The following is a 25,880-nucleotide window of genomic DNA, read 5'->3' as shown; positions in this document are numbered from 1 at the left end:
AGACATGGACGTGAACGCGGCGGTCGCCGCAGCCTCAGCGATCGCCGGAGTGTGCACCGGTGCGATCGCGACGCTGGCGTTCCGCTGGAGCGAACGCGACCAGAAGCGCCCCACCCGCACTTCTCTGCACACGGACCCCGCCCTGCCGCCCGGCGTGGACACGGTTCTCTCCGTGCTGCGCTCGTCCGCCGTCGTCCTCGACGAGGCGGACAGCGTGGTCAAGGCCAGCTCCGCGGCGTACGCGCTCGGTCTCGTACGCGGCGGGAAGCTGGCCGTCGAGCCGATGCTCCAGATGGCCAGGGACACCCGGCGCGACGGCGAGATACGGCAGGTCGAGCTGGATCTGCCGCGCCGGGGCACCGGCCGCGGCGAGGCCCTCGCCGTCTCCGCCAGAGTGGCTCCGCTCGGCTCCCGGCTGGTGCTCCTCCTCGTCGAGGACCTGACAGAGGCCCGCCGCATCGAAGCGGTCCGCCGCGACTTCGTGGCGAATGTCAGCCATGAACTGAAGACCCCCGTCGGCGCCCTCTCGCTGCTCTCCGAGGCCGTCATGGACGCCTCCGACGACCCCGAGGCCGTCGAGCGCTTCGCCGGCCGGATGCAGATCGAGGCGACCCGCCTGACCAACCTGGTCCAGGAGCTCATCGACCTCTCCCGGGTGCAGAACGACGACCCGCTGGAGGACGCCGAGCCGGTCCGCGTCGACGAACTGGTCGCCGAGGCCATCGACCGCTGCCGGCAGCCGGCCGCCACCAAGCAGATCACCATGGCCGTCGGCGGTACCGCCGACGTCCGCGTCTGGGGCAACCGCGGGCAGCTCGCCGCCGCCCTCGGCAACCTGGTGGAGAACGCGGTCAACTACTCGCCCGCCCGCACCCGCGTCGGCATAGCCGCCCGCCGGGTGACCGCGCCCGGCGGCGATCTGATCGAGATAGCCGTCACCGACCAGGGCATCGGCATCTCGGACAGGGACAAGGACCGCATCTTCGAGCGCTTCTACCGGGTCGACCCGGCCCGCTCCCGCGCGACGGGCGGTACGGGCCTCGGCCTGGCCATCGTCAAGCACGTGGCCGCCTCCCACGGCGGAGAGGTCACCGTCTGGAGCTCGGAAGGCCAGGGCTCCACCTTCACGCTGCGGCTGCCGGAAGCGGCATCGACCCGCGGCTCCACCAACGCTTACCCCGAAGGCCCCGGAGACGTACGCGACGAAGACGACGCACACGGGCCCGACATCACAACCGCATACGAATCCATTCCTGCCGCCCCGGAGGTCCTTCCGTGACCCGAGTGCTCGTCGTAGAGGACGAGGAGTCCTTCTCCGACGCCCTGTCCTACATGCTCCGCAAGGAGGGCTTCGAGGTCGCCATCGCGGCCACCGGCCCCGACGGCCTGGACGAGTTCGAGCGCAACGGCGCCGACCTCGTCCTGCTCGACCTGATGCTGCCGGGCCTGCCCGGCACCGAGGTCTGCCGTCAGCTGCGCGGCCGTTCCAACGTCCCGGTGATCATGGTGACCGCCAAGGACAGCGAGATCGACAAGGTTGTCGGGCTCGAAATAGGAGCGGACGACTACGTCACCAAGCCCTTCTCGTCGCGCGAGCTGGTCGCCCGTATCCGGGCCGTCCTGCGCCGCCGCGGCGAGCCCGAGGAGGTCACCCCGCAGGCCCTGGAGGCGGGTCCGGTCCGGATGGACGTGGACCGGCACGTGGTGACCGTCTCCGGCTCCAAGGTCGACCTCCCGCTCAAGGAGTTCGACCTGCTGGAGATGCTGCTGCGCAACGCGGGCCGCGTGCTGACCCGTATGCAGCTCATCGACCGGGTCTGGGGCGCCGACTACGTGGGCGACACCAAGACCCTCGACGTCCACGTGAAGCGCCTGCGCGCCAAGATCGAGCCGGACCCGGGCGCCCCGCGCTACCTGGTCACGGTCCGTGGCCTCGGCTACAAGTTCGAGCCGTAGGCCGACAGGGTCCTGCGAAGCGCGTAACGCCCCGGGGGCGGATCCCAGCTGGGATCCGCCCCCGGGGCGTTACGGCGTGTTCTACGGGCTTCAGCGCCCCGCGGCCGACTCGGTGGCCGTCGCGGAGGCCGAGGAGGACGCGGACGACGACGCGGACGACGACGGCGAGGAGCCGGTGGACTCCGAGGCCGACGCCGAGGCGCTCGGCGTCTGCGGCGCCTCGGTCGGGCCCCACTTCTCGAAGTAGCTCTCGGCCGGGACCACGAACGCCTTCATCTTCACGTCACCGGCCTTGCTGAACGAGAACGTGATCGGCTGGGCGTTCCCGTCGAGGACGGCGGTGCGGCTGTTGGGCAGCTCGGCGGCGGCGTTGCCCTTGCCGCCGAGGACGACCGAGCCGCCGGCCGGGACGGTGATGGTCGAGCCGCCCTTGGCGCCGGTCAGGGTCGCGGTCTTGCCGACGCCGTCGACGGTGATGCCGTCGAGCGTCTGGTCGGACGAGCCGTTGTTGAAGAGGGTGGCGGTGACGACGGCCGGGCCCTTGGAGGTGCGGTCCGGCTGGGTGATCACGGTGGCGTTCTGCACCTTGATGTCACCGACCGAGGTCGCGGCGTTGTCCGGCTTCACCTCGAGCGTCTGCGCGTTGTGGCCGGCACCGCACGCGGCGAGCGAGGCGATCGAGAACGCGATGGCGGCGGCGGCGAGGGCGCCGCGTCGAAGGCTGCTGCTCACGGCGGCGGCTACTCCTTGAACGTGGGCGGGGCGAACGGCTTCACGGGATGTAAAGCCGTCCTAAGGGTCTGTCAGCGGCCTTAGATTACCGAGCCGTTCTCACGCCATCGCACCCGACCCGCCCCTAGTGGTCCACCGCTCGCCACCAGGCACCCCGTACGCACCGGACATCCCGTGTTCCTCACCGTCACCATTGGCCCCTTGTTCGTCATTCGTATAGGCCGCTGTCCAGCGGCGGGTGCGGATTTCCGGTAAGGAATGCATGGCGGTCCGGAAAAACGATCACCCGGGCACGGGAAACGCAGTGATCAATTCCGGATTCGGCTCGAACGGGGAGCGGTGCGCCCGAACGGAGTAGCGGAAGTTGCCCGCTCCGAACCTCACAAAACGGGACGTTCGACCCTTTGGACGCCTGTTCAGGTGCCTGTAACGTTCGCGTTTCTGCCTCGCCGGAGAGATGCTCCGACCTGCGAATACCCCGCTCCTCTTCCGTCCGCGGACCCCTTCGCAGCACGTTCCTGTTGTTGTTGTCAAGCCCCGAGATATGCCCTGACCTGCGAAAACGCCATTCAGAACCCGCGGTTTCCGTGTTACCCTGGATAGCCACGGAAGGGGTACCTGTCACATGACGTTCAAGGTTGGCGACACCGTGGTCTATCCCCATCACGGGGCCGCGCTGATCGAGGCTATCGAAACTCGCCAGATCAAAGGCGTGGACAAGACCTACTTGGTGCTGAAGGTCGCCCAGGGCGACTTGACGGTACGTGTGCCAGCGGACAATGCGGAGTTCGTCGGCGTGCGGGATGTGGTCGGTCAGGACGGGCTCGACCGGGTCTTCGAGGTACTGCGCGCGCCGTACGCCGAGGAGCCCACGAACTGGTCGCGCCGCTACAAGGCAAACCTGGAGAAGCTCGCCTCCGGTGATGTCATCAAGGTCGCGGAGGTTGTGCGTGACCTGTGGCGTCGTGAGCGTGAGCGCGGACTGTCCGCGGGTGAGAAGCGCATGCTCGCCAAGGCTCGCCAGATCCTGGTGAGCGAACTCGCTCTCGCGGAGAACACGAACGAGGACAAGGCCGAGGCCCTGCTCGACGAGGTTCTCGCGTCCTGACGCGCTGCTGCGCGGGATGAGCGCGTAAGAAAAAATGCCGTGGTGCCCGCTGACCCTCAAGGGAGTCGCCGGGCGCTGCGGCATGCTTGTATCCGCTCGCCCCGCCCGAGATCCGCGTCGATGCCCCGCGATGTGCCGTCCCCTGGTGTGCCGGGCCCGGGCAGCCGACTCGACCGGTGTCACGGAAGGGTCCGGTCAAGGCGTCGCGCCCGGCACGATGTGGCCATACCCACCACCCCCGAGCGTACAAACCTGAACGGAACCGATGTCTGACGAAACGCGTCCCGTTGTCGCCCGCGCACGCACCGCGGCCGTGATTCCGGCCGCCGGCCGGGGTGTACGCCTCGGCCCGGGCACCCCCAAGGCGCTGCGCGCGCTGAACGGCACCCCGATGCTGATCCACGCCGTCCGCGCCATGGCGGCCTCCCGGTCCGTCTCCCTCGTCGTGGTCGTCGCCCCGCCCGACGGCGCGGCCGAGGTGAAGAGCCTGCTCGCCGACCACGCGCTGCCCGAGCGGACCGACTTCGTCGTCGTGCCCGGCGGCGCGTCCCGCCAGGAGTCCGTGAAGCTGGGCCTCGACGCCCTGCCGGACGGCATCGACATCGTCCTCGTGCACGACGCGGCCCGGCCGCTGGTGCCGGTGGACACCGTCGACGCGGTCATCGAGGCCGTACGGGACGGGCAGCCGGCCGTCGTGCCCGCGCTGCCGCTCGCGGACACCGTCAAGGAGGTCGTGCCGACCACCGACGGCAGCCCCGAGCCGGTCGTCGCGACCCCGTCGCGGGCCAGGCTGCGCGCGGTGCAGACCCCGCAGGGCTTCGACCACGACACGCTCCGGCGGGCGCACGACACCGTCACCGAGGACGTGACCGACGACGCGAGCATGGTGGAGCAGCTGGGCCTCCAGGTCGTGCTCGTGCCCGGCCACGAGGAGGCGTTCAAGGTGACCCGGCCGCTGGACCTCGTGCTCGCCGAGGCCGTGCTCGCCCGCAGGAGGGCCAACGATGGGTTCTGACCAGCAGTCCTTCCAGCAGCAGCCGCTCCCGTACGCGCTGCCGCAGGTCGGCATCGGGACCGACATCCACGCCTTCGAGGAGGGGCGGGAGATGTGGTGCGCCGGGCTGAAGTGGGAGGCCCCCGACTACACGGGACCCGGGCTCGCCGGGCACTCCGACGCCGACGTCGTCGCGCACGCCGCCTGCAACGCGCTGTTCTCGGCCGCCGGGCTCGGCGACCTCGGGCAGCACTTCGGGACCGGGCGGCCCGAGTGGGCGGGGGCGAGCGGGCTCACGCTGCTCGCGGAGGCGGCCCGGATCGTGCGCGCGGCCGGTTTCGTGATCGGGAACGTCGCGGTGCAGGTCGTCGGTCCCCGGCCGAAGATCGGCAAGCGGCGCGAGGAGGCGCAGAAGGTGCTGTCCGAGGCGGCCGGAGCGCCGGTCTCCGTCTCGGGCGCGACCACCGACGGGCTCGGCTTCCCCGGGCGCGACGAGGGCCTGATGGCGGTGGCGACGGCGCTGGTGGCGCGGGCCGCGGGCTGACCCCCGTACCGTTATTGCACATGGCTTGCAGTTAGCATGTTCGGGCAGGTTGATCGGCTCGGACAGGTGAAGGCAGGCAATGGGCGACTACGTGATCCGCGTGGCCGGTGACGGCGATGTGGACGGTGCCCGGGCCGTCATGCTGGACACCGTGTACCGCGACCTGAAGTCGGGTTACGTGCCGCGCTGGCACGCCGACATCATCGACCCGGCCGCCCACTACCTGCGCCCGGAGCGCCGCACGCTGCTCGTCGTCGAGCACGTGCCCAGCGGCGAGATCGTCGCCACGGGCGGGGTGCGGGACCGCGGTCCGGCCGCCCCGCCCAACCCGCAGTGGGTCGCCGACCGCTTCCCGTCCGGCTCCACCGCCCAGCTGTGCCGCATCTACGTCCGCCCCGAGCACCGGCGCCACGGGCTCGCCCGCGCCCTGGTGCGGGAGCTGACCGCCTTCGTCGCGGGCGTCGGCGGCTACGACGCGATCTACCTGCACACCGACCCGGCCGTGACCGGCGCCGAACCGTTCTGGCGGGCGCTCGCGAGCGAGGTCTGCGACGAGCGCGAGCTGCCCGGCGGCGGACAGGGCATCGTCCACTTCGAACTGCCGCTGCCCGCCGCCGTGCCCGTGCCCGTCGGCTGATGCGCCGCCGTGGTTTTCTGCTCGCGGCGGCCGGGCTCGGTCTCACCAGCGCCTGCGGCTCCTTCACCGGCACCGCGCGCGGCGGCCGGCTCGGCGTCGACCTGGCCTTCGCGCCGACCCAGCGGTTCTCCCCGTACGGCGACGACGGGCTGCTGCTGAGCCGGCTCGCGGTCGTCGACGGGCTCACCCGGATGGACGCCGACGGCGTGATCCATCCGGCGCTGGCCGCGAAGTGGACCCGTACCACCGCCACCACCTGGGAGTTCACCCTGCGCGCCGCGCGTTTCCAGGACGGCCGGGACGTCACCGCTGCCGCCGTCGTGCGGTCCCTGACGGCCGCCGGGCGGGCGAAGGTGACCCCGCGCGTGCTCAGCGACGTGAAGCTGACCTCCGAGGCGGTGGGGGAGCGGACCGTGCGGATCACGTCCGGGGACGCCGATCCGCTGCTGCCCGCGCGCCTCGCCAACCCCTCTCTCGCCGTCTTCTCGCCCGCCGCGTACGGCACGGGCGGGAGCGTGGACCCCGTCGGGACCGCCACCGGACCGTTCGCCCTGACGAAGGTGAACGGGGCGGTGTCCGCGACGCTCGACCGGTTCGACGGGCACTGGCGCGGCCGGGCCGCCGCCCGCGGCCTCGACGTCACCTTCGTCGCCGACAACAACGCCCGCGCCAACGCGCTGCGTTCGGGCCAGATCGAGGTCGCCGAGTTCGTGCCCGCCGCCCAGGCGCTCGTCCTCGGCGACCGGGCCCGGCGGGTCGCCACCGTGCGCACCACGACCTTGTACCTGAACACCCGCGAGGGCCCCCTCGCAGACCCCGGACTGCGGGCCGCCGTCCGCGCGGGCGTCGACACCAGCGCCCTCGCGAGCAGCGTCTACGAGGGATACGCCGAGCGCGCCGACGGGCTGCTCGGCCCCGGGTTCGCCTGGGCCGACGGCAAGCAACTCCCGGTCACCGGGCGGGCCGCGGCCACGGCGCCGCGTGGGCGCACGCTCACCCTCGCCACGTACACCAACCGCGCCGAGCTGCCCGAGGCCGCCGCCGCGCTCGCGCAGCAGCTGAAGGGGGCCGGGTTCGGCGTGCGGCTCGTCGTCAAGGACTACGCGCGCCTGGAGGCCGGGGCACTGGCCGGCGACTACGACGCGTTCCTGATGTCCCGGTCGACCGCGCTCGACACCGGCGACCCGGTCTCGTACCTCGCCTCCGACTTCACCAGCGGCGGCAGCTTCAACATCTCGCAGCTGCGCGACGCCCGCGTGGACGCGGCCGTGCGCGACGCGGCGGGCCGCGAGGGCACCGCCCGCCACCGCGCCGTGCTCACCGCCGAGGCCGCCGTCCTGCGCACCGACGCCGTCGTGCCGATCGTCCACGAGGAACACCTCCAGGGCGTCGGCGCCGGGGTGCGCGGTGTCGTCCTCGACCCCTACGAGCGGCAGTTCATCGGCCTGGAGACACGCGCGTGATCCCTACGAGCCTCAAGGTGGCCGCGGGGCGGGTGGCCGCCGTGGGCGGGCTGCTCGCGCTCACCGCGCTGCTGCCCTGGCTGACCCGCACCGACCCGGCCCTGACCGTGCTGCACGCGCGGTACGGGGACGCGCCCACGACACCGAAGCAGCTCGCCGAGGTACGAGACCAGCTCGGCCTCGGCGACGGCCCCTTCACCTTCCTCGGGCAGTGGCTGCGCGGCCTCGCGCACGGGGACCTCGGCACGTCCTGGGTGACGGGCGCCGACGTCGGCGCGGACGTCGCCGCCGGGTTCTGGGTGTCCGTGTCGCTCATGGCGTACGCGATGGTGGTCGCCGCCCTCGTCGCGGCGGCGGTCTGTCTGCCCGCCCTGCGCCGCGGCCGGGCCGAGGCGCCGAACGGGGTGGTCGCCGGGGTGCTCGCCGCCCTTCCCGAGTTCCTGCTGGCCTCCGTCCTCGCGACGCTGTTCGCCGTCCGGTTCGGCTGGTTCCCCGCGCAGGGCTGGGCCTCGCCCGCCTCCGCCGTGCTGCCCGCGCTCGCCCTCGGGCTGCCCGCGGGCGCGGTCCTCGGACGGCTCGCGCAGGACGCGCTGCCCACCGCGTTCGCCGAATCCTGGGTACGCACCGCCCGCGCGAACGGCATGCCGCGCTCGCGCATCGCCGGGCACGCCGTGCGGCGCGCGCTGCCCGCCGTGCTGCCGCAGGCGGGGCTCACCGTGGTCGGCCTGACCGGGGCGGCGGCCGCCGTCGAAGCGGTGTTCGCCATCCCCGGCCTCGGCGGCACCGCCGTCGCCGCCGCGCTCGACCTCGATCTGCCGCTGCTCCAGGGCTGCCTCCTCGCCCTGCTCGCCCTCGGCGTCGTCGCGGCCGTCGCCGTCGAACTCGTCCGGCGCCGGCTCCTCGGCCCCGCCCTGCGCGCGGGCGCGCTGCCCGGAGCCGTCCCGGTCCGCGCGGGCCGCCGCTCGGCCACGTACGCGGCGCTCGTCCTCGGGGTCGCCCTGCTCGCCGTCATCGTCTGGGGCCTGACCCGCGACCCCCTCCAGGTCGAGCTGACCGCCCGCCTCGCCCCGCCGTCGGGCGCCCACCCCTTCGGCACCGACGCGCTCGGCCGCGATGTCCTGGCCCGGCTCGGGCACGGCGCGCTGCGCACCCTCGCCACGGCCGCCGCCGTGTGCGCCGCCTGCTGGGCCGTCGGCATCGCGCTCGGCCTCACCCGCTGGGCCAAGGGCCCGACCGAGGTCGCCAACGCGCTGCCCGCGATCCTCGCCGGGCTCCTGGTCACCGGCCTGTTCGGAGCGGGCCAGACCGGCGCGGCCGTCGCCGTCGCCGCCGTCGGCTGGGCGCCGCTGGCCGCGCACACCGCGGCCCTGGCCGAGACGGAACGGGCCTCCGGCCATGTCGAGGCCGCCGTCTCCGTGGGCGCGGGCCGCGCCCACATCCTGCGCCGCCACGTCCTGCCCGGCGTCCTCGCCCCGGTCACCCGCCACGCGGCCCTCCGCCTGGCCCCCACCACCCTCGCCCTCGCCTCCCTGAGCTTCCTCGGCCTCGGCACCCAGCCCCCCACCCCCGAGTGGGGCCGCCTCCTGATGGAAAACCTCCCGTACGCGGAACGGGCCCCCTGGGCGGTCCTGGCCCCGGCGACGGCGCTGGCCTGCGTCGGTGCCCTGGTCGCCCTGAAGGGGCGCGGGGAACTGCGCGAGCAACCACGACGGCGCAGTAGTCGCCCGCATGCAGAAGCTCCCACGGCGAGTGGGCCGTGAATCAGGCCCGCACCGACAAACTCCGCATCCGACAACTCCCGCCCTACCTGCGGATGCTCACCGCAACCCAACTCGCCTTCAACATCGGCTTCTACGCGGTGCTCCCCTACCTGGCCACCCACCTCACCGGCACCCTCGGCCTGGCCGGCTGGGCCGCCGGCCTCGTCCTCGGCCTGCGCACCTTCAGCCAGCAGGGCCTCTTCGTCGTCGGCGGCGCCCTCACCGACCGCTACGGCCCGCGCCCGGTGGTCCTGACCGGCTGCGCCCTGCGCATCGCGGGATTCCTCTGGCTCGGGTTCGCCGACAGCACGGCCACCGTCGTCGCGGCGGTGCTCCTCGTCGGGTTCGCCGCCGCGCTGTTCTCCCCGGCCGTCGAGTCGGAGACGGCCCGCGAGGCCGTCCGCCACGAAGCGGCCACCGGCATCCCGCGCGCCCAGGTCCTCGGCGTCTTCTCGGCGGCCGGGCAGGCGGGCGCCTTCCTCGGGCCGCTGCTCGGCACGGCCCTGCTGTTCGCGGGGTTCCGCGCGGCCTGCGTCGCGGGCGCGCTGGTCTTCGTCGGCGTCCTCGCCGGGCACGCCCGCTTCATGCCGCGCCGCGCCCGGGTCCCCGCCCGCGGTCTCACCGGCGCCGCCGCCGTCCTCGCCCGGCCGCGCTTCCTCGCCCTGTGCCTCGCGTACAGCGGCTACCTCATCGCGTACAACCAGCTCTACCTCGCACTGCCCGCCGAGGCCGTCCGCACGACCGGTTCGCAGGACGCGGTCGGGCCGCTGTTCGCGCTGTCGTCGCTGCTCGTCGTCTTCGTCCAGCTGCCGGTGACCCGCTGGTCGGCGGGGCGGCTCGCGCCGCGCACCGCGCTGACGGCGGGCCTCCTCCTGGTGGCCGCCGGGTTCGCGACGGTGGCCGCGACGGCCGGGCGGCTGCCGGGCCCGGGGTACGAGCTGCTGCCGCTCGGCGTCCTCGTCGTGCTGCTCACCTGCGGCCAGATGCTGCTGGTGCCGGCCGCGCGCGGGCTCGTACCCGATCTCGTCGACGCCCGTCATCTGGGCCTGGCCACCGGCGCGCTGTCCTCCGTCGCCGGGCTCGCCGTGCTCGGCGGGAGCGCCGCGACGGGCGCCCTGCTCACGCTGCCCGCGCCCGTGCTGTGGTCCGCCCTCGCGGCCGTGCCGCTGGCCTCGGCGGGGCTCGCCCGGTGGGTGACACCCGGCCGAAATACCGGGCCCGCCCGGTGTGTTGCCGCAGGATCGGGTACGCGTTCGCAGTCATACGAGAAGGAGTGAAGCCATGTCCGCCCAGCTCTCCGACGAGCTCAAGGCACTGCTCGACAGCAAGGTCTTCATCGGCGTCGCCACCATCCAGCCCGACGGGAGCCCGCAGGTCTCCCCGGTGTGGGCCAAGCGCGACGGCGACGACGTGCTGTTCTCCACGACGGTCGGCCGCCGCAAGGAGAAGAACCTGCGGCGCGACCCGCGGATCACGGTCCTCGTGCAGCCCGCCGACAACCCGTACGCCTACGCCGAGATCCGCGGCACCGTCGACATCACCACCGAGGGCGGCCAGGAACTCATCGACGAGCTGTCGGTGAAGTACACCGGGAAGAAGTACGCGGAGTTCAACCCGTCGTCCGCCGACGACGCGGAGCGGGTCGTGGTGCGGGTCCGGGCCCGGAAGGTCGTCGGGCGGGTCTGAGGCCGGTGGGGGTTCGCCTCTTTTGGGGGACTGCGTCCCAGCGCGCAGTTCCCCGCACCCCTTACGGGGCACGGCACCCCCCGCGGCCTACTACCCTGGAGGCGTGACTATTCGCCTGTACGACACCAGCGCCCGGCAGATCCGTGACTTCATCCCGCTCACGCCGGGCTGCGTCTCGATCTACCTCTGTGGTGCGACCGTGCAGGCCGCCCCGCACATCGGGCACATCAGGTCGGGGCTCAACTTCGACATCATGCGCCGCTGGTTCGCGTACCGCGGTTACGACGTCACGTTCATCCGCAACGTGACGGACATCGACGACAAGATCATCAAGAAGTCGGCCGAGCAGAACCGGCCGTGGTGGTCGATCGGGTACGAGAACGAGCGGGCGTTCAACGACGCCTACGCCGCGCTCGGCTGCCTGCCGCCGACGTACGAGCCGCGCGCCACCGGTCACGTCCCCGAGATGATCGAGATGATGCGCGGGCTCATCGAGCGCGGGCACGCCTACGAGGCCGACGGGAACGTGTACTTCGACGTGCGCTCCTTCCCCGGCTACCTGGAGCTGTCGAACCAGGAGCTCGACGGGCTGCGCCAGCCGCCCGAGGAGGGTGTCACCGGCAAGCGCGACCCGCGCGACTTCGCCATGTGGAAGGCGACCAAGCCGGGTGAGCCCAGCTGGGAGACGCCGTGGGGCCGCGGCCGTCCGGGCTGGCACCTGGAGTGCTCGGCGATGGCCCACAAGTACCTCGGCTCCGCCTTCGACATCCACGGCGGCGGCCTCGACCTGGTCTTCCCGCACCACGAGAACGAGATCGCGCAGGCCAAGGCCTACGGCGACGACTTCGCGCGGTACTGGGTGCACAACTACTGGGTCACCATGGCCGGCGAGAAGATGTCGAAGTCGCTGGGCAACAGCGTCCTCGTCTCCGAGATGGTCAAGCACTGGCGGCCGATCGTGCTCCGGTACTACCTGGGCACCCCGCACTACCGCTCGACCATCGAGTACAGCGAGGAGGCGCTGCGCGAGGCCGAGTCCGCGTTCGCGCGCATCGAGGGCTTCGTGCAGCGCGTCACCGAGCTGGCCGGCGGCACGGTCGCCCCGGCCGACGAGGTGCCGCCCGCCTTCGCCGAGGCGATGGACGACGACCTCGGCGTGCCGCAGGCGCTGGCCATCGTGCACACCGCCGTCCGGCAGGGGAACTCCGCGCTCGCCGCCGACGACAAGGAGACCGCCGTCGCCCGGCTCGCCGAGGTGCGGGCCATGCTCGGCGTCCTCGGCCTCGACCCGCTGGACGAGCAGTGGGCCGGTGAGCAGGGCCAGGGCGAGGACCTCCACGGCGTCGTCGACAGCCTCGTACGGCTGGTGCTCGACCAGCGCGAGGCCGCCCGCGGCCGCAAGGACTGGGCCACCGCCGACGCCATCCGCGACCGGCTCGGCCAGTCCGGGCTCGTCATCGAGGACAGCCCGCAGGGCCCGCGCTGGACGCTCGGTCCGCGCTGAGGCTCCCGTGAATGTGCCGCCCGAGCGCTCGGGCGGCACACTTCATATACGTACAGATATTCGTTGACGTAAGAGAACAGGTAGGTCATGGCCGTCAACAACAACCGCCGCATGTCCGGCAAGAAGGGCGCGCAGGTCGGCAGTGGCGGCCAGCGACGCAAGGGTCTCGAGGGCAAGGGCCCGACCCCGCCCGCCGAGATGCGCAAGAAGCACAAGAAGAACCGCATCGCGACGGCCCAGGCCAAGCGCGCCCAGGGCCGTCCGCAGAGCCGCACCGGTGGCCCGCGCGGCAAGGCGACCTCCGAGATGGTCGTCGGCCGCAACCCGGTCGTCGAGGCGCTGCGCGAGGGCGTGCCCGCGAGCACGCTCTACGTCCAGCAGTTCATCGACAACGACGAGCGGGTCCGCGAGGCGTTGCAGCTCGCCGGTGAGCGCGGTGGCATCCACCTGATGGAGGCGCCGCGGCCCGAGCTGGACCGGATGACCAACGGGCTGAACCACCAGGGGCTCGTGCTCCAGGTGCCGCCGTACGAGTACGCGCACCCGGAGGACCTCGTCGCCGCTGCCTTCGACGACGGCGAGGACCCGCTGATCGTCGCCCTCGACGGGGTGACGGACCCGCGCAACCTCGGTGCCGTCGTCCGCTCCGTCTCGGCCTTCGGCGGGCACGGGGTCGTCGTGCCCGAGCGGCGGGCCGCCGGGATGACCGCCGGGGCCTGGAAGACGTCCGCCGGTGCCGCCGCGCGTACGCCTGTGGCCCGGGCCACCAATCTGACCCGCACCCTGGAGCAGTACAAGAAGGCGGGCCTCGCCATCGTCGGGCTCGCCGCCGACGGGGAGCACACCGTGGGCGACCTCGCCGCGCTCGAGGGGCCGGTCGTCGTCGTGGTCGGCAGCGAGGGCAAGGGCCTTTCCCGGCTGGTCGGGGAGACCTGCGACTTCCGCGTCCGCATTCCCATGCCGGGTGGCACGGAGTCGTTGAACGCCGGTGTCGCGGCGGGCGTCGTCCTGTACGAGGCGGCTCGGCGCCGGGCCTGATCTTCTTCGGGTCTCGTCGTCGGGTTGCGGCTTTCGTCGTGGCCGGTCGCGCAGTTCCCCGCGCCCCTGAAGCGAGCTCCGCTCGCTCAGGGGCGCGGGGAGATGACCTTGACGGGGCCCGGACATTTTGGCGTGGTCAAGGCAGTGTCCTAAACACACATCACTCGGTTAGATGAGTGTGGACACCAGAACGCCCCGCACACCCTCGGGGGACCGCTCGTCGGGATTCGACGAAGGCCCCGCGCTGAGCATGGTGAAGGTTCCGTGCGACCCGGCGCAGGTCATCGTCAACCACGCTAGTTTCCGCGTGCAGCTCCCCACGGCGCAGAAGACGCAACTCCCGCGCATCGCCCGCCACTTGTCCGCCGTCGACGCGGCGACCGCGCGCATTCCCGTGATCACCGCCGCCGGTACGCCGGCGGCCCGGCGACGCCCGGTCGTCATGAGCGGCGGCGCCTTCGCCGCCGACGGCCTGCTGACCGGCGCGCGACGCCCCGGTGAGCCGGACGCGGGCGGTGCCACGCAGGTCATCCCGCGCATCGACGTCGACGACCTCTACGAGGGCGACCCGACCCAGGAAACACCCGTCGTCGAGCCCGGCGCCCGGATCCTGCCCCAGATGCGGCAGTCCGGCAGCGCCTTCGAGGACTCCGGCGAGCTCGACCAAGTCCGTTACCGAGGCGACGAGTTCGACGCCGACGACGGTGACGAGAGCGACACCGAGAGCACCGCCGCCCGCCGCTACGGGCCCGTCCGGCACGCCTACTACCCCGGCCGCCGGATGAACCTCGGCGTGGTGCTGCTCCCGCTCCGCGTCTTCCTCGGCTTCATCTCCATCTACGCGGGCATGGGCAAGCTCTGCGACCCCGTCTACTTCGACGGCGGCGAGCGCGGCTCCATGGTCAAGTGGCTCAATTCGCTGCACCCGTGGGCGCTCGCCGAGCCGCTGCGCGACTGGGCGCTCCAGCACCCGGTCGGCGCCGGACTCGCGATCGCCTTCTTCCAGGTCATCGTCGGCGTGCTGACGGTGCTCGGACTCTGGCAGCGGCTCGCCGCCGCCATCGGCGTGCTGCTCTCCGCCGCGATCCTCGTCACCGTCAGCTGGAAGACCGTCCCGGCCTACGACGCGCCGGACATCATCTATCTGGCCGCATGGTCGCCGCTGATCATCGCCGGCGCCCCGGTCTACTCCATCGACGGACACCTCGCCTCGCGTGCCTGGCGGCGGCTCGGCCCGCGCTCCACGCTCGGCGAGCTGCGCCGCTACGTCCTGCGCCGCGGCACGGTCGTCGCGACGGTCGTCATCGGCCTCACCCTGCTGATCGGCTCCCTGCTCGGCGGCGCCGTGCGCGACGCCGACCGGGTCACCGCCCCGGGCCCCGGCGACGCCCCGCACAACCAGCTGCCCGGCTCCCCGCTCCCCTCGGAGCCCGGCAGCACGAAGCAGCAGGAGCGCCGCTCGTCGAGCCCGTCGGCCTCCAACGCGCCGACGCAGGGCACCACGTCGAGCCCGACCGGTTCGCCCGGCGCCGCCCGAGAGAGCGGCAGCGCCAGCGGCACGACCAGCACGCCGACGCAGGGCGCCACGGCGGGCCAGGCCCCGCCGCAGCAGACGACCCCGCAGCAGCCGCCGAGCAGCACCGGCGGCGCGCCCACCAGCGGTGGCGGCGGCACGACCGGCGGCGGTACGACGGACGGCGGCTCGTCCTCCAGCGGCGGCGACGGTGGCGGCGGCGGTTCCGACTCCTCGGGCGGCAGCAAGCTCGTGGGCGGCCTGCTCGGCTGACCGTCTCTCCCGCCCGGTACGCCGATGGGGCCCCGCACGTACATCGTGCGGGGCCCCATCGACGTAGGAAGGCGTGGGAAGGCGTGGGAGGGCGCGGGAAAGGCGCTCAGCGGCCCTGTGCGGCCAACTCCTTCGCGGCCTCGGTGAGGTCCTTCGCCGTGTCGATCGCCCGCCAGTACGCGCCCTGCGGGATCGGGAAGCCCGCGAGGCGCTTGGCGCGGGCCAGGCGCGGGAACGTGGTGCGCTCGTGGTCGCCCGTGGTGGGCAGCAGCGAGGCGAACTCGGGGGAGAAGACGTAGACGCCCGCGTTGATCAGGTACGGGGACGGCGGGGCCTCGATGAAGTCGGTGATGTGGCCGAACGCGTTGGTCTCGACGGCGCCCCACGGGATGCGCGGCCGGGCCAGCGCGAGGGTCGCGGTGGCCTCCCGCTCGTGGTGGAAGTCGGCCATCTCGCGCAGCGAGAACCGGGTCCAGATGTCGCCGTTCGTCGCGTACCAGGGGCGGTCGGGGTGGGGCAGGTGCGCGGCCGCGTACTTCAGGCCGCCGCCGCGGCCGAGCGGCTCCGTTTCGACGACCGTCGTGACGCGCAGCGGCAGATCGGCCCCCGTCAGCCACTCCTCCAGGACCTCGGCGAGATGGCCGCAGGAGACGACGGCGTCCGTGACGCCCTCCTCGGCGAGCCAGGTCAGCTGGTGGCCGATGATCGGCGTGCCCGTGCCCGGGATCTCCACCATCGGCTTGGGGCGGTCGTCGGTGTACGGGCGCAGCCGCGAGCCCTGGCCGCCCGCCAGGACGACGGCCTGCGTGGGCCGGTGCGGATACGAGTGCGGGCCGTGCGCGGCGGGTTCAGCGGTCGTCATGACCGGAACCCTACGTGCGCACGGCCCGCGGAGTGACGGGGAACGTGGCGGTGGTCAGCCGTCCGTCAGGCCCGGAAGCCGGCCACGCCGGTGGCGAACGAGGTGTCGCAGACCGGCCGGGCGTACGACTGGGCGCGCGCCGGGCCGTAGGCCTGAACGGCGGCCCGTCCCAGGGACTTCGCGATCGACATGCAGTACTTGGCGAGCGAGGGCCGCTGGTCGATCTCCTGCTGGAGGTGGGTGAGTGCCGTCCCCGGGTCCTTCTCCTGCAGCTCGACCAGAAGACGGTCGCGCAGGACGTCCTGGGGGGCGCGCGACTTGGCGCGCGCTGACACGTCCTGTGAGGAAGCTGTGAGGACGGAGTCCGAAGAGCCTCCCGACCAGTTGACTCGGGTGACCGCGAGGGTTCCGGAGAGCACCAGCATCACCGGCAGGACGAACGCGAGCGTGCGGGCGGCGCGGCGGGCGGGGCCCCGGCCCCGGGCGCGGCGCGGCTTCTGGGTGTAGGTAGCAGAGTGCGTCACGCGAGTGAGCGTAGCGGTAGGTGATGATTTGGCGACATTTAGTCACTCGACCGAGGGACACGCAACTTGGTTTTGATGATGAGGTGTTGACGCACGGTGGTGAAATGTCCGAGTTGCCGGGGTATTTGTCGACAACGTGGCCGAACGCGCGGAAGGGCCCCGCACCGAAGTGCGGGGCCCTTCCGTGGACTTCTGCGCGATCAGTCGGTGAGGCGCTCGCCCGTGGAGGTCGAGAACACGTGGGTCTCGCCCGGACGGGGCACGACGTGCAGCTGGGCGCCCTTCTCGGGCACCTGGCGGCCGTTGACGCGGACGACGAGGTCCTTGTGCTCCCCGCCGACCTGCGCGGCACCGTAGACGTAACCGTCGGCGCCGAGCTCCTCGACGACGTTCACGGAGACGGCCAGGCCGGCCGGGGCGTCGCTGGCGTCCTTGGTGAGGGTCTTCGCGGCCTCGCCACCGTGCTCGACGATGTCGAAGTGCTCGGGGCGGACACCGACGGTGACCGTGGTGTCGCCCTTGTCGGCGGCGGCCTTGAGGGCCTCGCGGTTGACCGGGACGACCGAGTTGCCGAACTTCACGCCGCCGTCGGTGATCGGGACCTCGACCAGGTTCATGGCCGGGGAGCCGATGAAGCCGGCGACGAAGAGGTTGGCCGGGCGGTCGTACATGTTGCGCGGCGAGTCGACCTGCTGGAGCAGACCGTCCTTGAGGACCGCCACACGGTCGCCCATCGTCATGGCCTCGACCTGGTCGTGGGTGACGTAGACGGTGGTGATGCCGAGGCGGCGCTGGAGCGACGCGATCTGCGTACGGGTCGACACACGGAGCTTGGCGTCGAGGTTCGACAGCGGCTCGTCCATGAGGAAGACCTGCGGCTCACGCACGATGGCGCGGCCCATCGCGACACGCTGGCGCTGACCGCCGGAGAGGGCCTTCGGCTTGCGGTCCAGGTACTCGGTGAGGTCGAGGATCTTCGCGGCCTCCTCGACCTTCTGCCGGATCTCCGCCTTGTTCACGCCGGCGATCTTGAGCGCGAAACCCATGTTGTCGGCGACGGACATGTGCGGGTAGAGCGCGTAGTTCTGGAACACCATGGCGATGTCCCGGTCCTTCGGCGGCAGGTGCGTGACGTCGCGGTCACCGATGCGGATCGCTCCGCCGTTGACGTCCTCGAGACCCGCGAGCATGCGCAGGGAGGTCGACTTTCCGCAGCCGGAGGGACCGACGAGGACGAGGAACTCGCCGTCCTCGATCTCGATCTCCAGGCCGTCGACCGCGGGCTTGGTGGAACCCGGGTAGACGCGGGTCGCCTTGTCGAACGTGACAGAAGCCATGGCTGTGAAGCCCCCTTCACCGGCAGGAACGTGCCGGACGATCCGTTGTAAAGAAGGTGATCCCCGCCGGGCGGTCCCGGAGAGGTGTAGTCCACACGGGTGAACTGATCGGACCGTACCCGGCGGATGCCGGATCTGTCAGTAGTCCGGCACCTGTGAGATTCGTCGAAATTTTCGACAGCGACGGCTCCCGCTTTGGTTACACTGCTCGGGCTGCCTCCTTAGCTCAGCTGGTCAGAGCGCCGCTCTTGTAAAGCGAAGGTCGTCGGTTCGAATCCGACAGGGGGCTCGGTACCGAGCGGAGGAGGCGGGCCGCGGCTGTCGGCCGTGGCCCGCCTTCCCGTTCCGGGTTCCGTTTTCGCACGCTGCTCTCGGGGGAGATCACATGAAGCGCGTTCTCGCAGTCCTGGCCACCGTCGTCGTGCTCGCCGCGCCGCTGACCGCCTGCAGCAGCTCGAAGTCCGTCAGCGGCACGGTGGTCAGCAAGAACACCGACCGCGAGTGCTCGACGAAGAAGAAGAGCAAGAAGCGGACCCGAAGCTGCCACACGGAGTACGAACTCCAGGTCCGCACGAAGAGCGGCGACCAGGAAGAGGTCGACGTCAGCAGCAGCGACTACCGCGACTGCGTCGAGGGGTCGAAGTACCCCAAGTGCACCACCCGCTAGCAGTCCCGCCGACGGGCGCGGGCGTTCTGGACTCAGGGGGAGTCGATGGCCTCGATCATCATTCTGTTCGCCGTGCTGGCGCTGCTGGTCTGCGCGCTGATCTTCAAGCTGCTGAGCCGCTCGGGCGGGCACACCGAGAATGCCGACGGGCTGCGGATCGAGCAGGCAAGGCGGATGCAGGCGAGCGCCGACCGGACCACGTACAGCGCGGCGACCGTGCACAACATGCCGCCTTCGCTCCGGGGCGGGCCCAAGGGCTGACGCCCCGGAGCGAAAGCGGTCAGTGGCGGCCCGCCACCCGGTCCGCGATCTTCGCCAGGCGTGACGAGTCCCCGGTGTTCGTGGTCAGCTCGCGGCGGTCGGCCGCGTAGTACGTGGCGTACATGCCGTGCACACCCAGCCAGCGGAAGGGCTCCGGCTCCCACTTGCGGACCTTGTGGTTGACCCAGGGCAGCGTGGTCAGCTCGGTGGCGCCCGCCTGGCCCGAGTCCTGCTGGACCAGGTCGCGCAGGGTGCGGGCCGCCAGGTTGGCGGTGGCGACGCCCGAGCCGACGTAGCCGCCGGCCCAGCCCAGGCCCGTGGAGCGGTCCAGGGTGACCGTGGCGCACCAGTCGCGCGGGACGCCGAGGACGCCGGACCAGGCGTGGTCGACGCGGACCCCGGCGAGCTGCGGGAAGAAGCGGTGCAGGATCTCGGTCAGGGCCTCGACGGTCTGCGGCTGGGTGCGGCCGTCGTTGTCCGTCTTCGAGCCGTAGCGGTACGGGTAGCCGCGGCCGCCGAGCGCGATCCGGTCGTCGGCGGTGCGCTGCGCGTACATGTAGGCGTGCGCCATGTCGCCGAGCGTCTCGCGGCCCGCCCAGCCGATCGACTCCCACTGCTCCGCCGAGAGCGGCTCCGTGGCGATCATCGAGGAGTTCATGGGCAGCCAGGTGCGGCGCTGGCCCTTGAGCGAGGCCGTGAAGCCCTCCGTGCAGCGCAGCACGTACGGGGCGCGCACGGTGCCGTACGGCGTGATGGCGTGCTTGGGCTTGATCTCGGTGACCGGCGTCGACTCGTGGATGGTGACGCCGAGCGCCTCGACGGCCCGCGCCAGCCCCTTGACCAGCTTCACCGGGTGCAGGCGTGCGCCGTGCGGGGTCCAGGTGGAGCCGACCGCGCCCGCGACCCGGATCCGCTCCGCCGTCTCCCGGGCGCCGTGCAGCGTGCGGTCCTTCTCGCCGTACGTCAGCTCGGCCTCGTGGAACGCCTTCAGCCGGGACAACTGCGCCGGGGTGTAGGCGACTTCGAGTACGCCGCCGTGGTGGATGTCCGCGTCGATGGACTCGGCGCGTGCGGTGTCGACGACCTCGGTGACCGTCTCGTTCATCGCGTGCTGGAGCCGGACCGCCGCCTCGTGGCCGTGCAGCTTGGCGTAGCGGTCCCGGCCCGCGATGCCGTTGTAGAGCCAGCCGCCGTTGCGGCCGGAGGCGCCGTAGCCGCAGAACTTCTGCTCCAGGACCGTGATGCGCAGGAAGGGCGCGGCCTTCTTCAGGTAGTACGCCGTCCACAGCCCCGTGTAGCCGCCGCCGACGATCACGACATCGGCGCTCGCGTCGCCGGACAGGGGCTCGCGGCCGTCGGGGATGCCGTCGTCCGCGTACCAGAACGATATGCCGCCGTTGGCTGTGGTTCCGCCGTTCCCGCTGTTCACGCTGCTCATGCGGCGGGACGCTATCGCACGCGGGGGACGGCTGCCCAGGGCTGTCTCAGGAGCTGGTTCGGCGGCCCGACCGGGCCCGGCGCAGGACGTCCACCGGGTTCCATTCGGTGCCGGGGCGGTCGCGGGTGAGCGGGAAGCAGGCCAGGCCGATCAGGACCGAGGAGAAGTGTCCCAGGTCGGTGAAGGTGCGGCCGCTGATCAGCGGAGCGCCGTAGAAGACGAGGACCCCGGCCGCGTACAGGTACCGCCAGGGGCGCGCGAAACGGTACGTGAGGACGGCGACGACGCCCGCCAGCGCGTAACTCACCCCCACATCCAGGGTGTTCACCATCGATACGGGGGCGTGACCGTGCCGGATCGCCCACAGCAGGGCGCCCTCGCCGATGTAGGTGGCCCCGATGTGCGCGGTGGCGAGCACGAGCAGCCAGCGGCCGGTGCCGAGCCAGCGTTCGGCGGGGGCGTGGAAGAGCGTGTAGAGCACCGCGTACGGGAGCCAGCCGCTGCCGTCGATCCACAGCGCGCTCTGCACGAGGACACGGAAGGGGTGCGTCGACAGGGCGTGGATGTTGGTGGAGCGGGCGCCGAGGAACGCGTCGAGGGTGGCCGGCGCCATCTGGCGCATGACGATCGTCGTGACCAGCAGGATCGCCAGCCAGACGTAGGTGCCGGGGGCGCTGCGGAGCCAGTCCCGTACGGCGTGCCCGGCCCGGCGCGGAAAAGGGTGCATGGTCGATTCAGGCACGTCGGTAGGGTCGGGCGGGTGATCGACATTCCGGACGGGTTGGTGCAGTCGCAGTACGCCCACGCGGGGGAGGCCGGGCGGGCGTTCGTCGCGGCGCTGCCCGGGCGGGTGGAGGAGTTCGTCGAGCGGTGGGGGCTGCGGGTGGACGGGCCCGCCATGCACGGGATGGCGGCGCTGGTGCTGCCGGTGGTGCGGCGGGCCGACGGGGTGCCGGCCGTGGCGAAGTTCCAGGTCCTCGACGAGGAGACGGCAGGGGAGCCGGTCGCGCTGCGCGTGTGGGGCGGGGACGGGGCCGTCCGGCTGCTCGACCACGATCCCGGTACGGGCACGATGCTGCTCGAACGGCTCGACGCCGGGCGGATGTTGAGCGTCGTGGAGGACTCCCGGGAGGCCGTGACCGTCATCGCCGGGCTGCTGGCACGCCTCACGGCCGGGCCCGCGCCGGACGGGATGCGGCGGCTCTCCGACATCGCGGCGGGGATGCTCTTTGAGGTGCCGGGGGCGCTTGTGCGGATCGGGGATCCGGTGCGGCGGGGGATCGTGGCGGACTGTGCGGCGGCGCTGCGGGAGGTTGCCGATGACGGGTGCGGGGACCGGCTGCTGCACTGGGACCTGCACTTCGAGAACGTGCTCGCGCCGGTCGACGGGCGCGAGCCCTGGGTCGCCATCGACCCGAAGCCGCTCGCCGGTGATCCGGGGTTCGATCTGTGGCCCGCGCTGGACAACCGCTTCGAGGCCGGTGAGGTCCTGTGGCGGTTCGATGCGATGACGGACGCCTTGGGGCTCGACCGGGAGCGGGCTCGGGGGTGGACGCTGGGGCGGGTGGTGCAGAACGCGTTGTGGGATGTCGCGGACGGACGGGCGCTCGGGGCCGATGACCTGGAGATCGCGGGGCGGTTGTTGGGGCGGTGACGGGGGTTTGGGGGGCGGTGAGTGGTCGTCCGCTGGTCTCGTTGTGGCTGGTCGCGCAGTTCCCCGCGCCCCTGAAACGAGCTCCGCTCGTCCAGGGGAGGCGGCGCGAAGCGCCTGCCTCAGGGGCGCGGGGAACTGCGCGACCAGCCACGACGAGAGCCGCGGACGAACGACGTAATCTGCCCTGATGATCCGTACAGCAAGGGCCGACGACATCTCCGTCATTCACGCGATGATTCGCGAACTCGCCGCCTACGAGAAGGTGCCCGACGAAGCGCGGGCCAGTGAGGAGCAGTTGCGGGAAGCGTTGTTCGGGGAGCGGCCGGCGGCCTTCGCGCACGTGGCCGAGGACGCCGGTGGGGAGGTGGTCGGGTTCGCGTTGTGGTTCCTGAATTTCTCCACCTGGCGTGGAGTTCACGGGATTTACCTCGAAGATCTGTACGTCCGGCCGGAGGCCCGTGGTGGCGGTCACGGAAAGGCGCTGCTCACCGAACTCGCGCGGATCTGCGTCCAGCGCGGGTACGAGCGTCTGGAGTGGTCGGTGCTCAACTGGAACCAGCCCTCGATCGACTTCTACCGTGCGCTCGGCGCGCGGCCGCAGGACGAGTGGACGGTCTACCGGCTGACCGACGAGGCGCTGGCCGGGCTCGGCGGCTGACGCTCACGGTTCCAGGACCACCTTGCCCGTCGTACCCCGGGATTCCAGGGCGCGGTGGGCCGCGGCGGCCTCGGACAGCGGGAAACGGCTGACGGCCGGGGCCAGGACGGAGCGGGCCCCCAGGTCGAGGGCGGCGAGTTCCAGGGTGCGCATCGGGTTGGCGCCGCCCGCCCGCCGCATCATCTCGGGGCCGACCGTCCGCACCTGGGTGATGCCGCGCCGGTTCCGGTCCGCCTCGTCGAGGAGGACCGGAACCGCGGTGTCGTCCAGCCCTTGGGCGGACCAGCCGAAGATCAGGTGCTGCGCGCCGGGGCCGAGCAGGTCGAGCGCGGCGGCCGTGGTGGCGCCGCCGACCCCGTCGAAGAGGACCGTGACCCGCCGCTCGCCCAGGAACTCCCGTACGCGGGCGGGCCAGCCGGGATCGGTGTAGTCGACGGCGAGGTCCGCGCCGTTCGCCGCGACGAGGCCGGTCTTCGCCGGGCCACCGGCAAGGCCGACGACGGTGCCGCCCGCGTGCTTCACGTACTGCACGAGGAGCGTGCCGACGCCGCCCGCCGCCGCGGGGACCAGGGCGACGGTGTCCGGGGTGACGGTGGTGAACCCGAGGATGCCCAGGGCGGTGCGGCCGGTGCCGATCAGGGCCACCGCCCGTGCCGCGTCGAGCCCGGCCGGGATCTCGTGCAGGCGGGCCGCGTCGGTGACGGCGAGTTCGGCGTAACCGCCGGGGACCATGCCCAGGTGGGCGACGACCCGCTTGCCGAGCCAGGCGGGGTCGGTGTCCGCGCCGAGCGCCCCGACCGTGCCGGCCACCTCGCGGCCCGGGACCGTGGGCAGCGCGGGGAGTTCGGGGGCCGGGCCCCGGACGCCCTGCCGGAGGGCGGTGTCGAGCAGGTGCACACCGGCGGCCTCGACCGCGATGCGGACCTGGCCGGGGCCCGGTTCCGGGTCCTCGGTCTTCTCGTACGTGAGGTGCTCGGCCGGGCCGAAGGCGTGCAGGCGGATGGCGTGCATGGGCGCTCCCGTGGGTGGGCGGCCGCGTTCTGCGGTGCCGGGCGGCCAGTCTTCGACCTCAAGTTCTGTTGAGGTCAAGGCCGCCGTCCCGTTGTCAGTGGGGGAGTGCAGCATGGGGGCATGGCGACGGAACGGCGTGGTGCGGCGGCGAAGGTGAAGAGGGCGCGACGGCCGGAGGTGCGGCTGCCTCCGCTCGTGCCGTGGCAGGGCGCGGGCCTGGAGCCGGACGGGGACTACGACGGCGTGGAGTTCCGGGACGTGGACCTCGCCGGGCAGGAGGGGATCGGGGCGCGGTTCATGGACTGCGCGGTGGAGGGGTGCGCCTTCGACGAGACGGGGCTCGCGCGGGCCCGGATGATCGACTCGACGCTGACCGGGATCAGAGGCGTCGGCACCGATCTGTCGGAGGCGACGCTGCGGGACGTCGAGGTGGTCGACGCGCGGCTCGGCGGCGTGCAGTTGCACGGGTCCGTTCTGGAGCGGGTGGTGATCCGCGGCGGCAAGATCGACTACCTGAACCTGCGCAAGGCGAAGCTGAAGGACGTCGTCTTCGACGGATGCGTGCTGGTGGAGCCGGACTTCGGGGGAGCGCGCCTGGAGCGGGTGGAGTTCCCCGGGTGCGTGCTGAAGGGCGCGGATCTGACGGGCGTGACGCTGGCCGACGTCGACCTGCGCGACGCGGCCGAGCTGGGCATCGCGCGCGGGGTCGACCGGCTGGGCGGAGCCGTGATCTCGCACGGGCAGCTGTTCGATCTGGCCGGGGCGTTCGCGGCGCAGCTGGGGGTGCGGGTGATCTGAGGGCGGCGGGCGGCTACGGCAGGCGCGGGAAGCGGGCCTGGAGATCCCAGATCGCGGGGTTGTCCGCCAGGTCCTCGTGCATGTCGGTGAGGTCGGCGATCAGGTCGTGCAGGAAGTCGCGGGCCTCGCGGCGCAGGGCGGAGTGGGAGAAGGTCAGCGGGGGCTCGGCGCCGTCCATCCAGTCGGCCTCGATGTCGACCCAGCCGAAGCGGCGCTCGAAGAGCATCCGGTCGGTGGACTCGGTGAAGTCCAGTTCCGCGTACTGCGGGGTCGCCGAGCGGCTGCCGCGCGGGTCCTTGTCGAGCTGCTCGACGATGTCGCACAGCGCCCACGCGAAGTCCAGGACCGGCACCCATCCCCAGGCTGTGGACAGTTCCCGGTCGGCCTTGGTGTCGGCCAGGTACACGTCGCCGCAGAACAGGTCGTGGCGCAGCGCGTGGACGTCCGCGCGGCGGTAGTCCGTCTGCGGGGGGTCCGGGAAGCGGCGGGAGAGGGCGTAGCCGATGTCGAGCACGGGTCGATGGTGTCATGCCGGGCGGGGCCCGGCGGGCGCCGGTCAGGGCAGGAGGCGCTGCTCCTTCGCCACCGCCACGGCGCCCGCGCGGGTGTCGACGCCGAGCTTGTCGTAGATCCGGCCCAGGTGCGTCTTGACCGTGGCCTCGCTGATGAACAGGGCCTTGGCGATCTCCCGGTTGCCCAGGCCGTGGGCGAGCTGGGCGAGGATGTCGCGTTCGCGGTCGGTGAGGGTGGGGCGGGGTTTGCGCATGTTCGCCATCACGCGGGACGCCACCGGCGCCGACAGGGCCGTCCGGCCCTGGGCCGCCGCGTGGATCGCCGCGAAGAGTTCTTCGGGGCGCTCGGCCTTGAGGAGGTAGCCGGTGGCGCCGGCCTCGATGGCGCGGGTGATGTCGGCGTCGGTGTCGTAGGTGGTCAGGACCAGGACGTGCGGGGTGGGGGCCGGGCCTGTGGTGAGGCGGCGGGTGGTTTCCACTCCGTCGATGCCCGGGCCCAGCTGGAGGTCCATCAGGACGACGTCGGGGTGGAGTTTCGCCGTCAGCGCGATGGCTTCTTCACCGGTGCCCGCCTCGCCGATCACCTCGATGTTCTCGGCGCTGTCGAGCAGGGCCAGGAGGCCCGCTCTGACGACCACGTGATCGTCGCAGAGCAGGAGTCGGACCGGGGGTGTCATGTGGGGGCTCCTTGAGGTGAGTGGTCGTCTGCGGCTCTCGCCGTGGCTGGTCGCGCAGTTCCCCGCGCCCCTGAAAGCATCGGTCTCGTCGCCGGCTGCGGGCCGGTGGCCGCTTCTCGCGCAGTTCCCCGCGCCCCTGAGGCATGCGCTGCGCGCAGCCTCCCCTTGAGGCTGCGCTTCGCGCGCCTCCCGACGGACGCAGCCGGTGGCGCGCCTCTCCTGATGAGGCAGCGGTGGCGCGCCTCTGTTGATGAGATCGCGCACGAAGTGCGC

Annotated in this window: 27 protein-coding genes and 1 tRNA gene; 19 read left to right on the top strand and 9 right to left on the bottom strand. The window is 72.3% G+C overall.

The annotated features are described in order from the left end of the window. Window positions 1–4 precede the first annotated feature (4 nt). Both K377_RS23440 and K377_RS23435 read left to right on the top strand, forming a co-directional pair. Window positions 5–1,279: a cell wall metabolism sensor histidine kinase WalK gene (locus K377_RS23440; protein ID WP_111665436.1), complete on the top strand. Its 1,275-nt coding sequence runs from the start codon at window positions 5–7 to the stop codon at window positions 1,277–1,279. Beyond that, window positions 1,276–1,956, top strand: a complete 681-nt coding sequence (locus K377_RS23435) for a response regulator transcription factor (RefSeq protein WP_111665435.1) — start codon at window positions 1,276–1,278, stop codon at window positions 1,954–1,956. Before K377_RS23440 ends, K377_RS23435 begins: the two co-directional genes overlap by 4 nt. A gap of 90 nt (window positions 1,957–2,046) precedes the next feature. Here the strand turns inward: K377_RS23435 and K377_RS23430 are convergent, their stop codons facing one another. Continuing rightward, complete coding sequence (locus K377_RS23430) at window positions 2,047–2,688, bottom strand: DUF461 domain-containing protein (RefSeq protein WP_111665434.1); 642 nt, start codon at window positions 2,686–2,688, stop codon at window positions 2,047–2,049. 625 nt (window positions 2,689–3,313) lie between these two features. Here K377_RS23430 and K377_RS23420 point away from each other — a divergent pair. The 11 genes from K377_RS23420 (at window position 3,314) to K377_RS23370 (ending at window position 15,208) form a co-directional block, all read left to right on the top strand. Further along, entirely contained in the window at window positions 3,314–3,796 is a 483-nt protein-coding gene (locus K377_RS23420) for a CarD family transcriptional regulator (protein ID WP_003953493.1), read from the top strand. 265 nt (window positions 3,797–4,061) lie between these two features. Next, on the top strand, window positions 4,062–4,811 hold the full coding sequence (gene ispD, locus K377_RS23415; protein WP_111665433.1) for a 2-C-methyl-D-erythritol 4-phosphate cytidylyltransferase: 750 nt from the start codon (window positions 4,062–4,064) through the stop codon (window positions 4,809–4,811). After that, the gene (ispF, locus tag K377_RS23410) at window positions 4,801–5,334 is read left to right on the top strand and encodes a 2-C-methyl-D-erythritol 2,4-cyclodiphosphate synthase (protein WP_111665432.1); all 534 of its coding nucleotides are present in this window, start codon (window positions 4,801–4,803) and stop codon (window positions 5,332–5,334) included. The genes ispD and ispF overlap by 11 nt, the downstream gene beginning before the upstream one ends. A 79-nt stretch (window positions 5,335–5,413) precedes the next feature. Further along, window positions 5,414–5,971: a GNAT family N-acetyltransferase gene (locus K377_RS23405; RefSeq protein ID WP_111665431.1), complete on the top strand. Its 558-nt coding sequence runs from the start codon at window positions 5,414–5,416 to the stop codon at window positions 5,969–5,971. Further along, complete coding sequence (locus K377_RS23400) at window positions 5,971–7,434, top strand: ABC transporter substrate-binding protein (RefSeq protein WP_111665430.1); 1,464 nt, start codon at window positions 5,971–5,973, stop codon at window positions 7,432–7,434. Before K377_RS23405 ends, K377_RS23400 begins: the two co-directional genes overlap by 1 nt. After that, window positions 7,431–9,194: an ABC transporter permease subunit gene (locus K377_RS23395; protein ID WP_258395105.1), complete on the top strand. Its 1,764-nt coding sequence runs from the start codon at window positions 7,431–7,433 to the stop codon at window positions 9,192–9,194. Before K377_RS23400 ends, K377_RS23395 begins: the two co-directional genes overlap by 4 nt. A gap of 53 nt (window positions 9,195–9,247) precedes the next feature. After that, window positions 9,248–10,471 (top strand): MFS transporter, encoded by a 1,224-nt coding sequence (locus K377_RS23390; RefSeq protein WP_111665537.1) that lies wholly within the window; start codon window positions 9,248–9,250, stop codon window positions 10,469–10,471. A gap of 4 nt (window positions 10,472–10,475) precedes the next feature. Next, window positions 10,476–10,880, top strand: a complete 405-nt coding sequence (locus K377_RS23385) for a PPOX class F420-dependent oxidoreductase (protein ID WP_111665429.1) — start codon at window positions 10,476–10,478, stop codon at window positions 10,878–10,880. Window positions 10,881–10,983: 103 nt separating this feature from the next. Beyond that, window positions 10,984–12,384 carry a cysteine--tRNA ligase gene (cysS, locus tag K377_RS23380; protein ID WP_111665428.1) on the top strand — a complete coding sequence of 467 codons (1,401 nt, stop codon included), beginning with the start codon at window positions 10,984–10,986 and terminating at the stop codon, window positions 12,382–12,384. Window positions 12,385–12,471: 87 nt separating this feature from the next. Continuing rightward, on the top strand, window positions 12,472–13,422 hold the full coding sequence (gene rlmB / locus K377_RS23375) for a 23S rRNA (guanosine(2251)-2'-O)-methyltransferase RlmB (protein ID WP_111665427.1): 951 nt from the start codon (window positions 12,472–12,474) through the stop codon (window positions 13,420–13,422). Between the two features lie 172 nt (window positions 13,423–13,594). Beyond that, complete coding sequence (locus tag K377_RS23370; RefSeq protein WP_202455305.1) at window positions 13,595–15,208, top strand: DoxX family protein; 1,614 nt, start codon at window positions 13,595–13,597, stop codon at window positions 15,206–15,208. 106 nt (window positions 15,209–15,314) lie between these two features. On the opposite strand, the gene K377_RS23365 is transcribed toward K377_RS23370, so the two are convergent. The 3 genes from K377_RS23365 to K377_RS23355 form a co-directional block, all read right to left on the bottom strand. Then, window positions 15,315–16,070: a nucleotidyltransferase family protein gene (locus K377_RS23365; protein ID WP_111665425.1), complete on the bottom strand. Its 756-nt coding sequence runs from the start codon at window positions 16,068–16,070 to the stop codon at window positions 15,315–15,317. 65 nt (window positions 16,071–16,135) lie between these two features. After that, a complete protein-coding gene (locus K377_RS23360) occupies window positions 16,136–16,594 on the bottom strand; it encodes a hypothetical protein (protein WP_111665424.1) in 459 nt (152 codons plus the stop codon). A 200-nt stretch (window positions 16,595–16,794) separates the two neighbouring features. Beyond that, window positions 16,795–17,931: an ABC transporter ATP-binding protein gene (locus tag K377_RS23355; RefSeq protein WP_111665423.1), complete on the bottom strand. Its 1,137-nt coding sequence runs from the start codon at window positions 17,929–17,931 to the stop codon at window positions 16,795–16,797. 215 nt (window positions 17,932–18,146) lie between these two features. On the opposite strand from K377_RS23355, the gene K377_RS23350 reads away from it, so the two are divergent. The 3 genes from K377_RS23350 to K377_RS23340 all read left to right on the top strand — a co-directional run bounded on the left by K377_RS23350 (window position 18,147) and on the right by K377_RS23340 (window position 18,859). Beyond that, window positions 18,147–18,220 (top strand) — tRNA-Thr (locus tag K377_RS23350). A 96-nt stretch (window positions 18,221–18,316) separates the two neighbouring features. Beyond that, complete coding sequence (locus K377_RS23345; protein ID WP_111665422.1) at window positions 18,317–18,598, top strand: DUF2500 family protein; 282 nt, start codon at window positions 18,317–18,319, stop codon at window positions 18,596–18,598. Between the two features lie 45 nt (window positions 18,599–18,643). Further along, on the top strand, window positions 18,644–18,859 hold the full coding sequence (locus K377_RS23340) for a hypothetical protein (protein WP_111665421.1): 216 nt from the start codon (window positions 18,644–18,646) through the stop codon (window positions 18,857–18,859). Between the two features lie 19 nt (window positions 18,860–18,878). Here the strand turns inward: K377_RS23340 and K377_RS23335 are convergent, their stop codons facing one another. Further along, window positions 18,879–20,297, bottom strand: coding sequence for an FAD-binding oxidoreductase (locus K377_RS23335; protein WP_111665420.1), 1,419 nt, complete (start codon window positions 20,295–20,297; stop codon window positions 18,879–18,881). Between the two features lie 46 nt (window positions 20,298–20,343). Then, a complete protein-coding gene (locus K377_RS23330) occupies window positions 20,344–21,024 on the bottom strand; it encodes a rhomboid-like protein (protein WP_111665419.1) in 681 nt (226 codons plus the stop codon). Between the two features lie 33 nt (window positions 21,025–21,057). Between K377_RS23330 and K377_RS23325 the strand changes: the two genes are divergently transcribed. Together K377_RS23325 and K377_RS23320 are read left to right on the top strand one after the other, a co-directional pair. Then, on the top strand, window positions 21,058–21,951 hold the full coding sequence (locus K377_RS23325; protein ID WP_111665536.1) for an aminoglycoside phosphotransferase family protein: 894 nt from the start codon (window positions 21,058–21,060) through the stop codon (window positions 21,949–21,951). Between the two features lie 187 nt (window positions 21,952–22,138). After that, window positions 22,139–22,609 (top strand): GNAT family N-acetyltransferase, encoded by a 471-nt coding sequence (locus K377_RS23320; protein ID WP_111665418.1) that lies wholly within the window; start codon window positions 22,139–22,141, stop codon window positions 22,607–22,609. A gap of 3 nt (window positions 22,610–22,612) precedes the next feature. Here the strand turns inward: K377_RS23320 and K377_RS23315 are convergent, their stop codons facing one another. After that, window positions 22,613–23,620 (bottom strand): zinc-binding dehydrogenase, encoded by a 1,008-nt coding sequence (locus K377_RS23315; protein ID WP_111665417.1) that lies wholly within the window; start codon window positions 23,618–23,620, stop codon window positions 22,613–22,615. 120 nt (window positions 23,621–23,740) lie between these two features. On the opposite strand from K377_RS23315, the gene K377_RS23310 reads away from it, so the two are divergent. After that, complete coding sequence (locus K377_RS23310) at window positions 23,741–24,418, top strand: pentapeptide repeat-containing protein (RefSeq protein ID WP_111665416.1); 678 nt, start codon at window positions 23,741–23,743, stop codon at window positions 24,416–24,418. Window positions 24,419–24,431: 13 nt separating this feature from the next. Here the strand turns inward: K377_RS23310 and K377_RS23305 are convergent, their stop codons facing one another. Both K377_RS23305 and K377_RS23300 read right to left on the bottom strand, forming a co-directional pair. Then, window positions 24,432–24,932 (bottom strand): hypothetical protein, encoded by a 501-nt coding sequence (locus K377_RS23305; RefSeq protein WP_111665415.1) that lies wholly within the window; start codon window positions 24,930–24,932, stop codon window positions 24,432–24,434. A gap of 42 nt (window positions 24,933–24,974) precedes the next feature. Then, window positions 24,975–25,607 (bottom strand): response regulator transcription factor, encoded by a 633-nt coding sequence (locus tag K377_RS23300; protein ID WP_111665414.1) that lies wholly within the window; start codon window positions 25,605–25,607, stop codon window positions 24,975–24,977. Window positions 25,608–25,880 lie beyond the last annotated feature (273 nt).

This window comes from Streptomyces sp. PsTaAH-137, from assembly GCF_003259365.1.
GTDB lineage: Bacteria > Actinomycetota > Actinomycetes > Streptomycetales > Streptomycetaceae > Streptomyces.
Note: the sequence above shows the minus strand (reverse complement) of the source record. Positions and strands in the feature narration are given on the sequence as shown.

What these genes read in the sequence shown, in the direction of transcription:
- K377_RS23345 (WP_111665422.1), top strand. Translation starts at nt 18,317, where the DNA reads ATGAAGCGCGTTCTCGCAGTCCTGGCCACCGTCGTCGTGCTCGCCGCG.
- K377_RS23370 (WP_202455305.1), top strand. Translation starts at nt 13,595, where the DNA reads ATGAGTGTGGACACCAGAACGCCCCGCACACCCTCGGGGGACCGCTCG.
- K377_RS23400 (WP_111665430.1), top strand. Translation starts at nt 5,971, where the DNA reads ATGCGCCGCCGTGGTTTTCTGCTCGCGGCGGCCGGGCTCGGTCTCACC.
- rlmB (WP_111665427.1), top strand. Translation starts at nt 12,472, where the DNA reads ATGGCCGTCAACAACAACCGCCGCATGTCCGGCAAGAAGGGCGCGCAG.
- K377_RS23420 (WP_003953493.1), top strand. Translation starts at nt 3,314, where the DNA reads ATGACGTTCAAGGTTGGCGACACCGTGGTCTATCCCCATCACGGGGCC.
- K377_RS23365 (WP_111665425.1), bottom strand. Translation starts at nt 16,070, where the DNA reads ATGACGACCGCTGAACCCGCCGCGCACGGCCCGCACTCGTATCCGCAC.
- K377_RS23440 (WP_111665436.1), top strand. Translation starts at nt 5, where the DNA reads ATGGACGTGAACGCGGCGGTCGCCGCAGCCTCAGCGATCGCCGGAGTG.
- K377_RS23385 (WP_111665429.1), top strand. Translation starts at nt 10,476, where the DNA reads ATGTCCGCCCAGCTCTCCGACGAGCTCAAGGCACTGCTCGACAGCAAG.
- ispD (WP_111665433.1), top strand. Translation starts at nt 4,062, where the DNA reads ATGTCTGACGAAACGCGTCCCGTTGTCGCCCGCGCACGCACCGCGGCC.
- K377_RS23300 (WP_111665414.1), bottom strand. Translation starts at nt 25,607, where the DNA reads ATGACACCCCCGGTCCGACTCCTGCTCTGCGACGATCACGTGGTCGTC.
- K377_RS23390 (WP_111665537.1), top strand. Translation starts at nt 9,248, where the DNA reads ATGCTCACCGCAACCCAACTCGCCTTCAACATCGGCTTCTACGCGGTG.
- K377_RS23310 (WP_111665416.1), top strand. Translation starts at nt 23,741, where the DNA reads ATGGCGACGGAACGGCGTGGTGCGGCGGCGAAGGTGAAGAGGGCGCGA.
- K377_RS23355 (WP_111665423.1), bottom strand. Translation starts at nt 17,931, where the DNA reads ATGGCTTCTGTCACGTTCGACAAGGCGACCCGCGTCTACCCGGGTTCC.
- K377_RS23330 (WP_111665419.1), bottom strand. Translation starts at nt 21,024, where the DNA reads ATGCACCCTTTTCCGCGCCGGGCCGGGCACGCCGTACGGGACTGGCTC.
- ispF (WP_111665432.1), top strand. Translation starts at nt 4,801, where the DNA reads ATGGGTTCTGACCAGCAGTCCTTCCAGCAGCAGCCGCTCCCGTACGCG.
- K377_RS23340 (WP_111665421.1), top strand. Translation starts at nt 18,644, where the DNA reads ATGGCCTCGATCATCATTCTGTTCGCCGTGCTGGCGCTGCTGGTCTGC.
- K377_RS23315 (WP_111665417.1), bottom strand. Translation starts at nt 23,620, where the DNA reads ATGCACGCCATCCGCCTGCACGCCTTCGGCCCGGCCGAGCACCTCACG.
- K377_RS23335 (WP_111665420.1), bottom strand. Translation starts at nt 20,297, where the DNA reads ATGAGCAGCGTGAACAGCGGGAACGGCGGAACCACAGCCAACGGCGGC.
- K377_RS23405 (WP_111665431.1), top strand. Translation starts at nt 5,414, where the DNA reads ATGGGCGACTACGTGATCCGCGTGGCCGGTGACGGCGATGTGGACGGT.
- K377_RS23320 (WP_111665418.1), top strand. Translation starts at nt 22,139, where the DNA reads ATGATCCGTACAGCAAGGGCCGACGACATCTCCGTCATTCACGCGATG.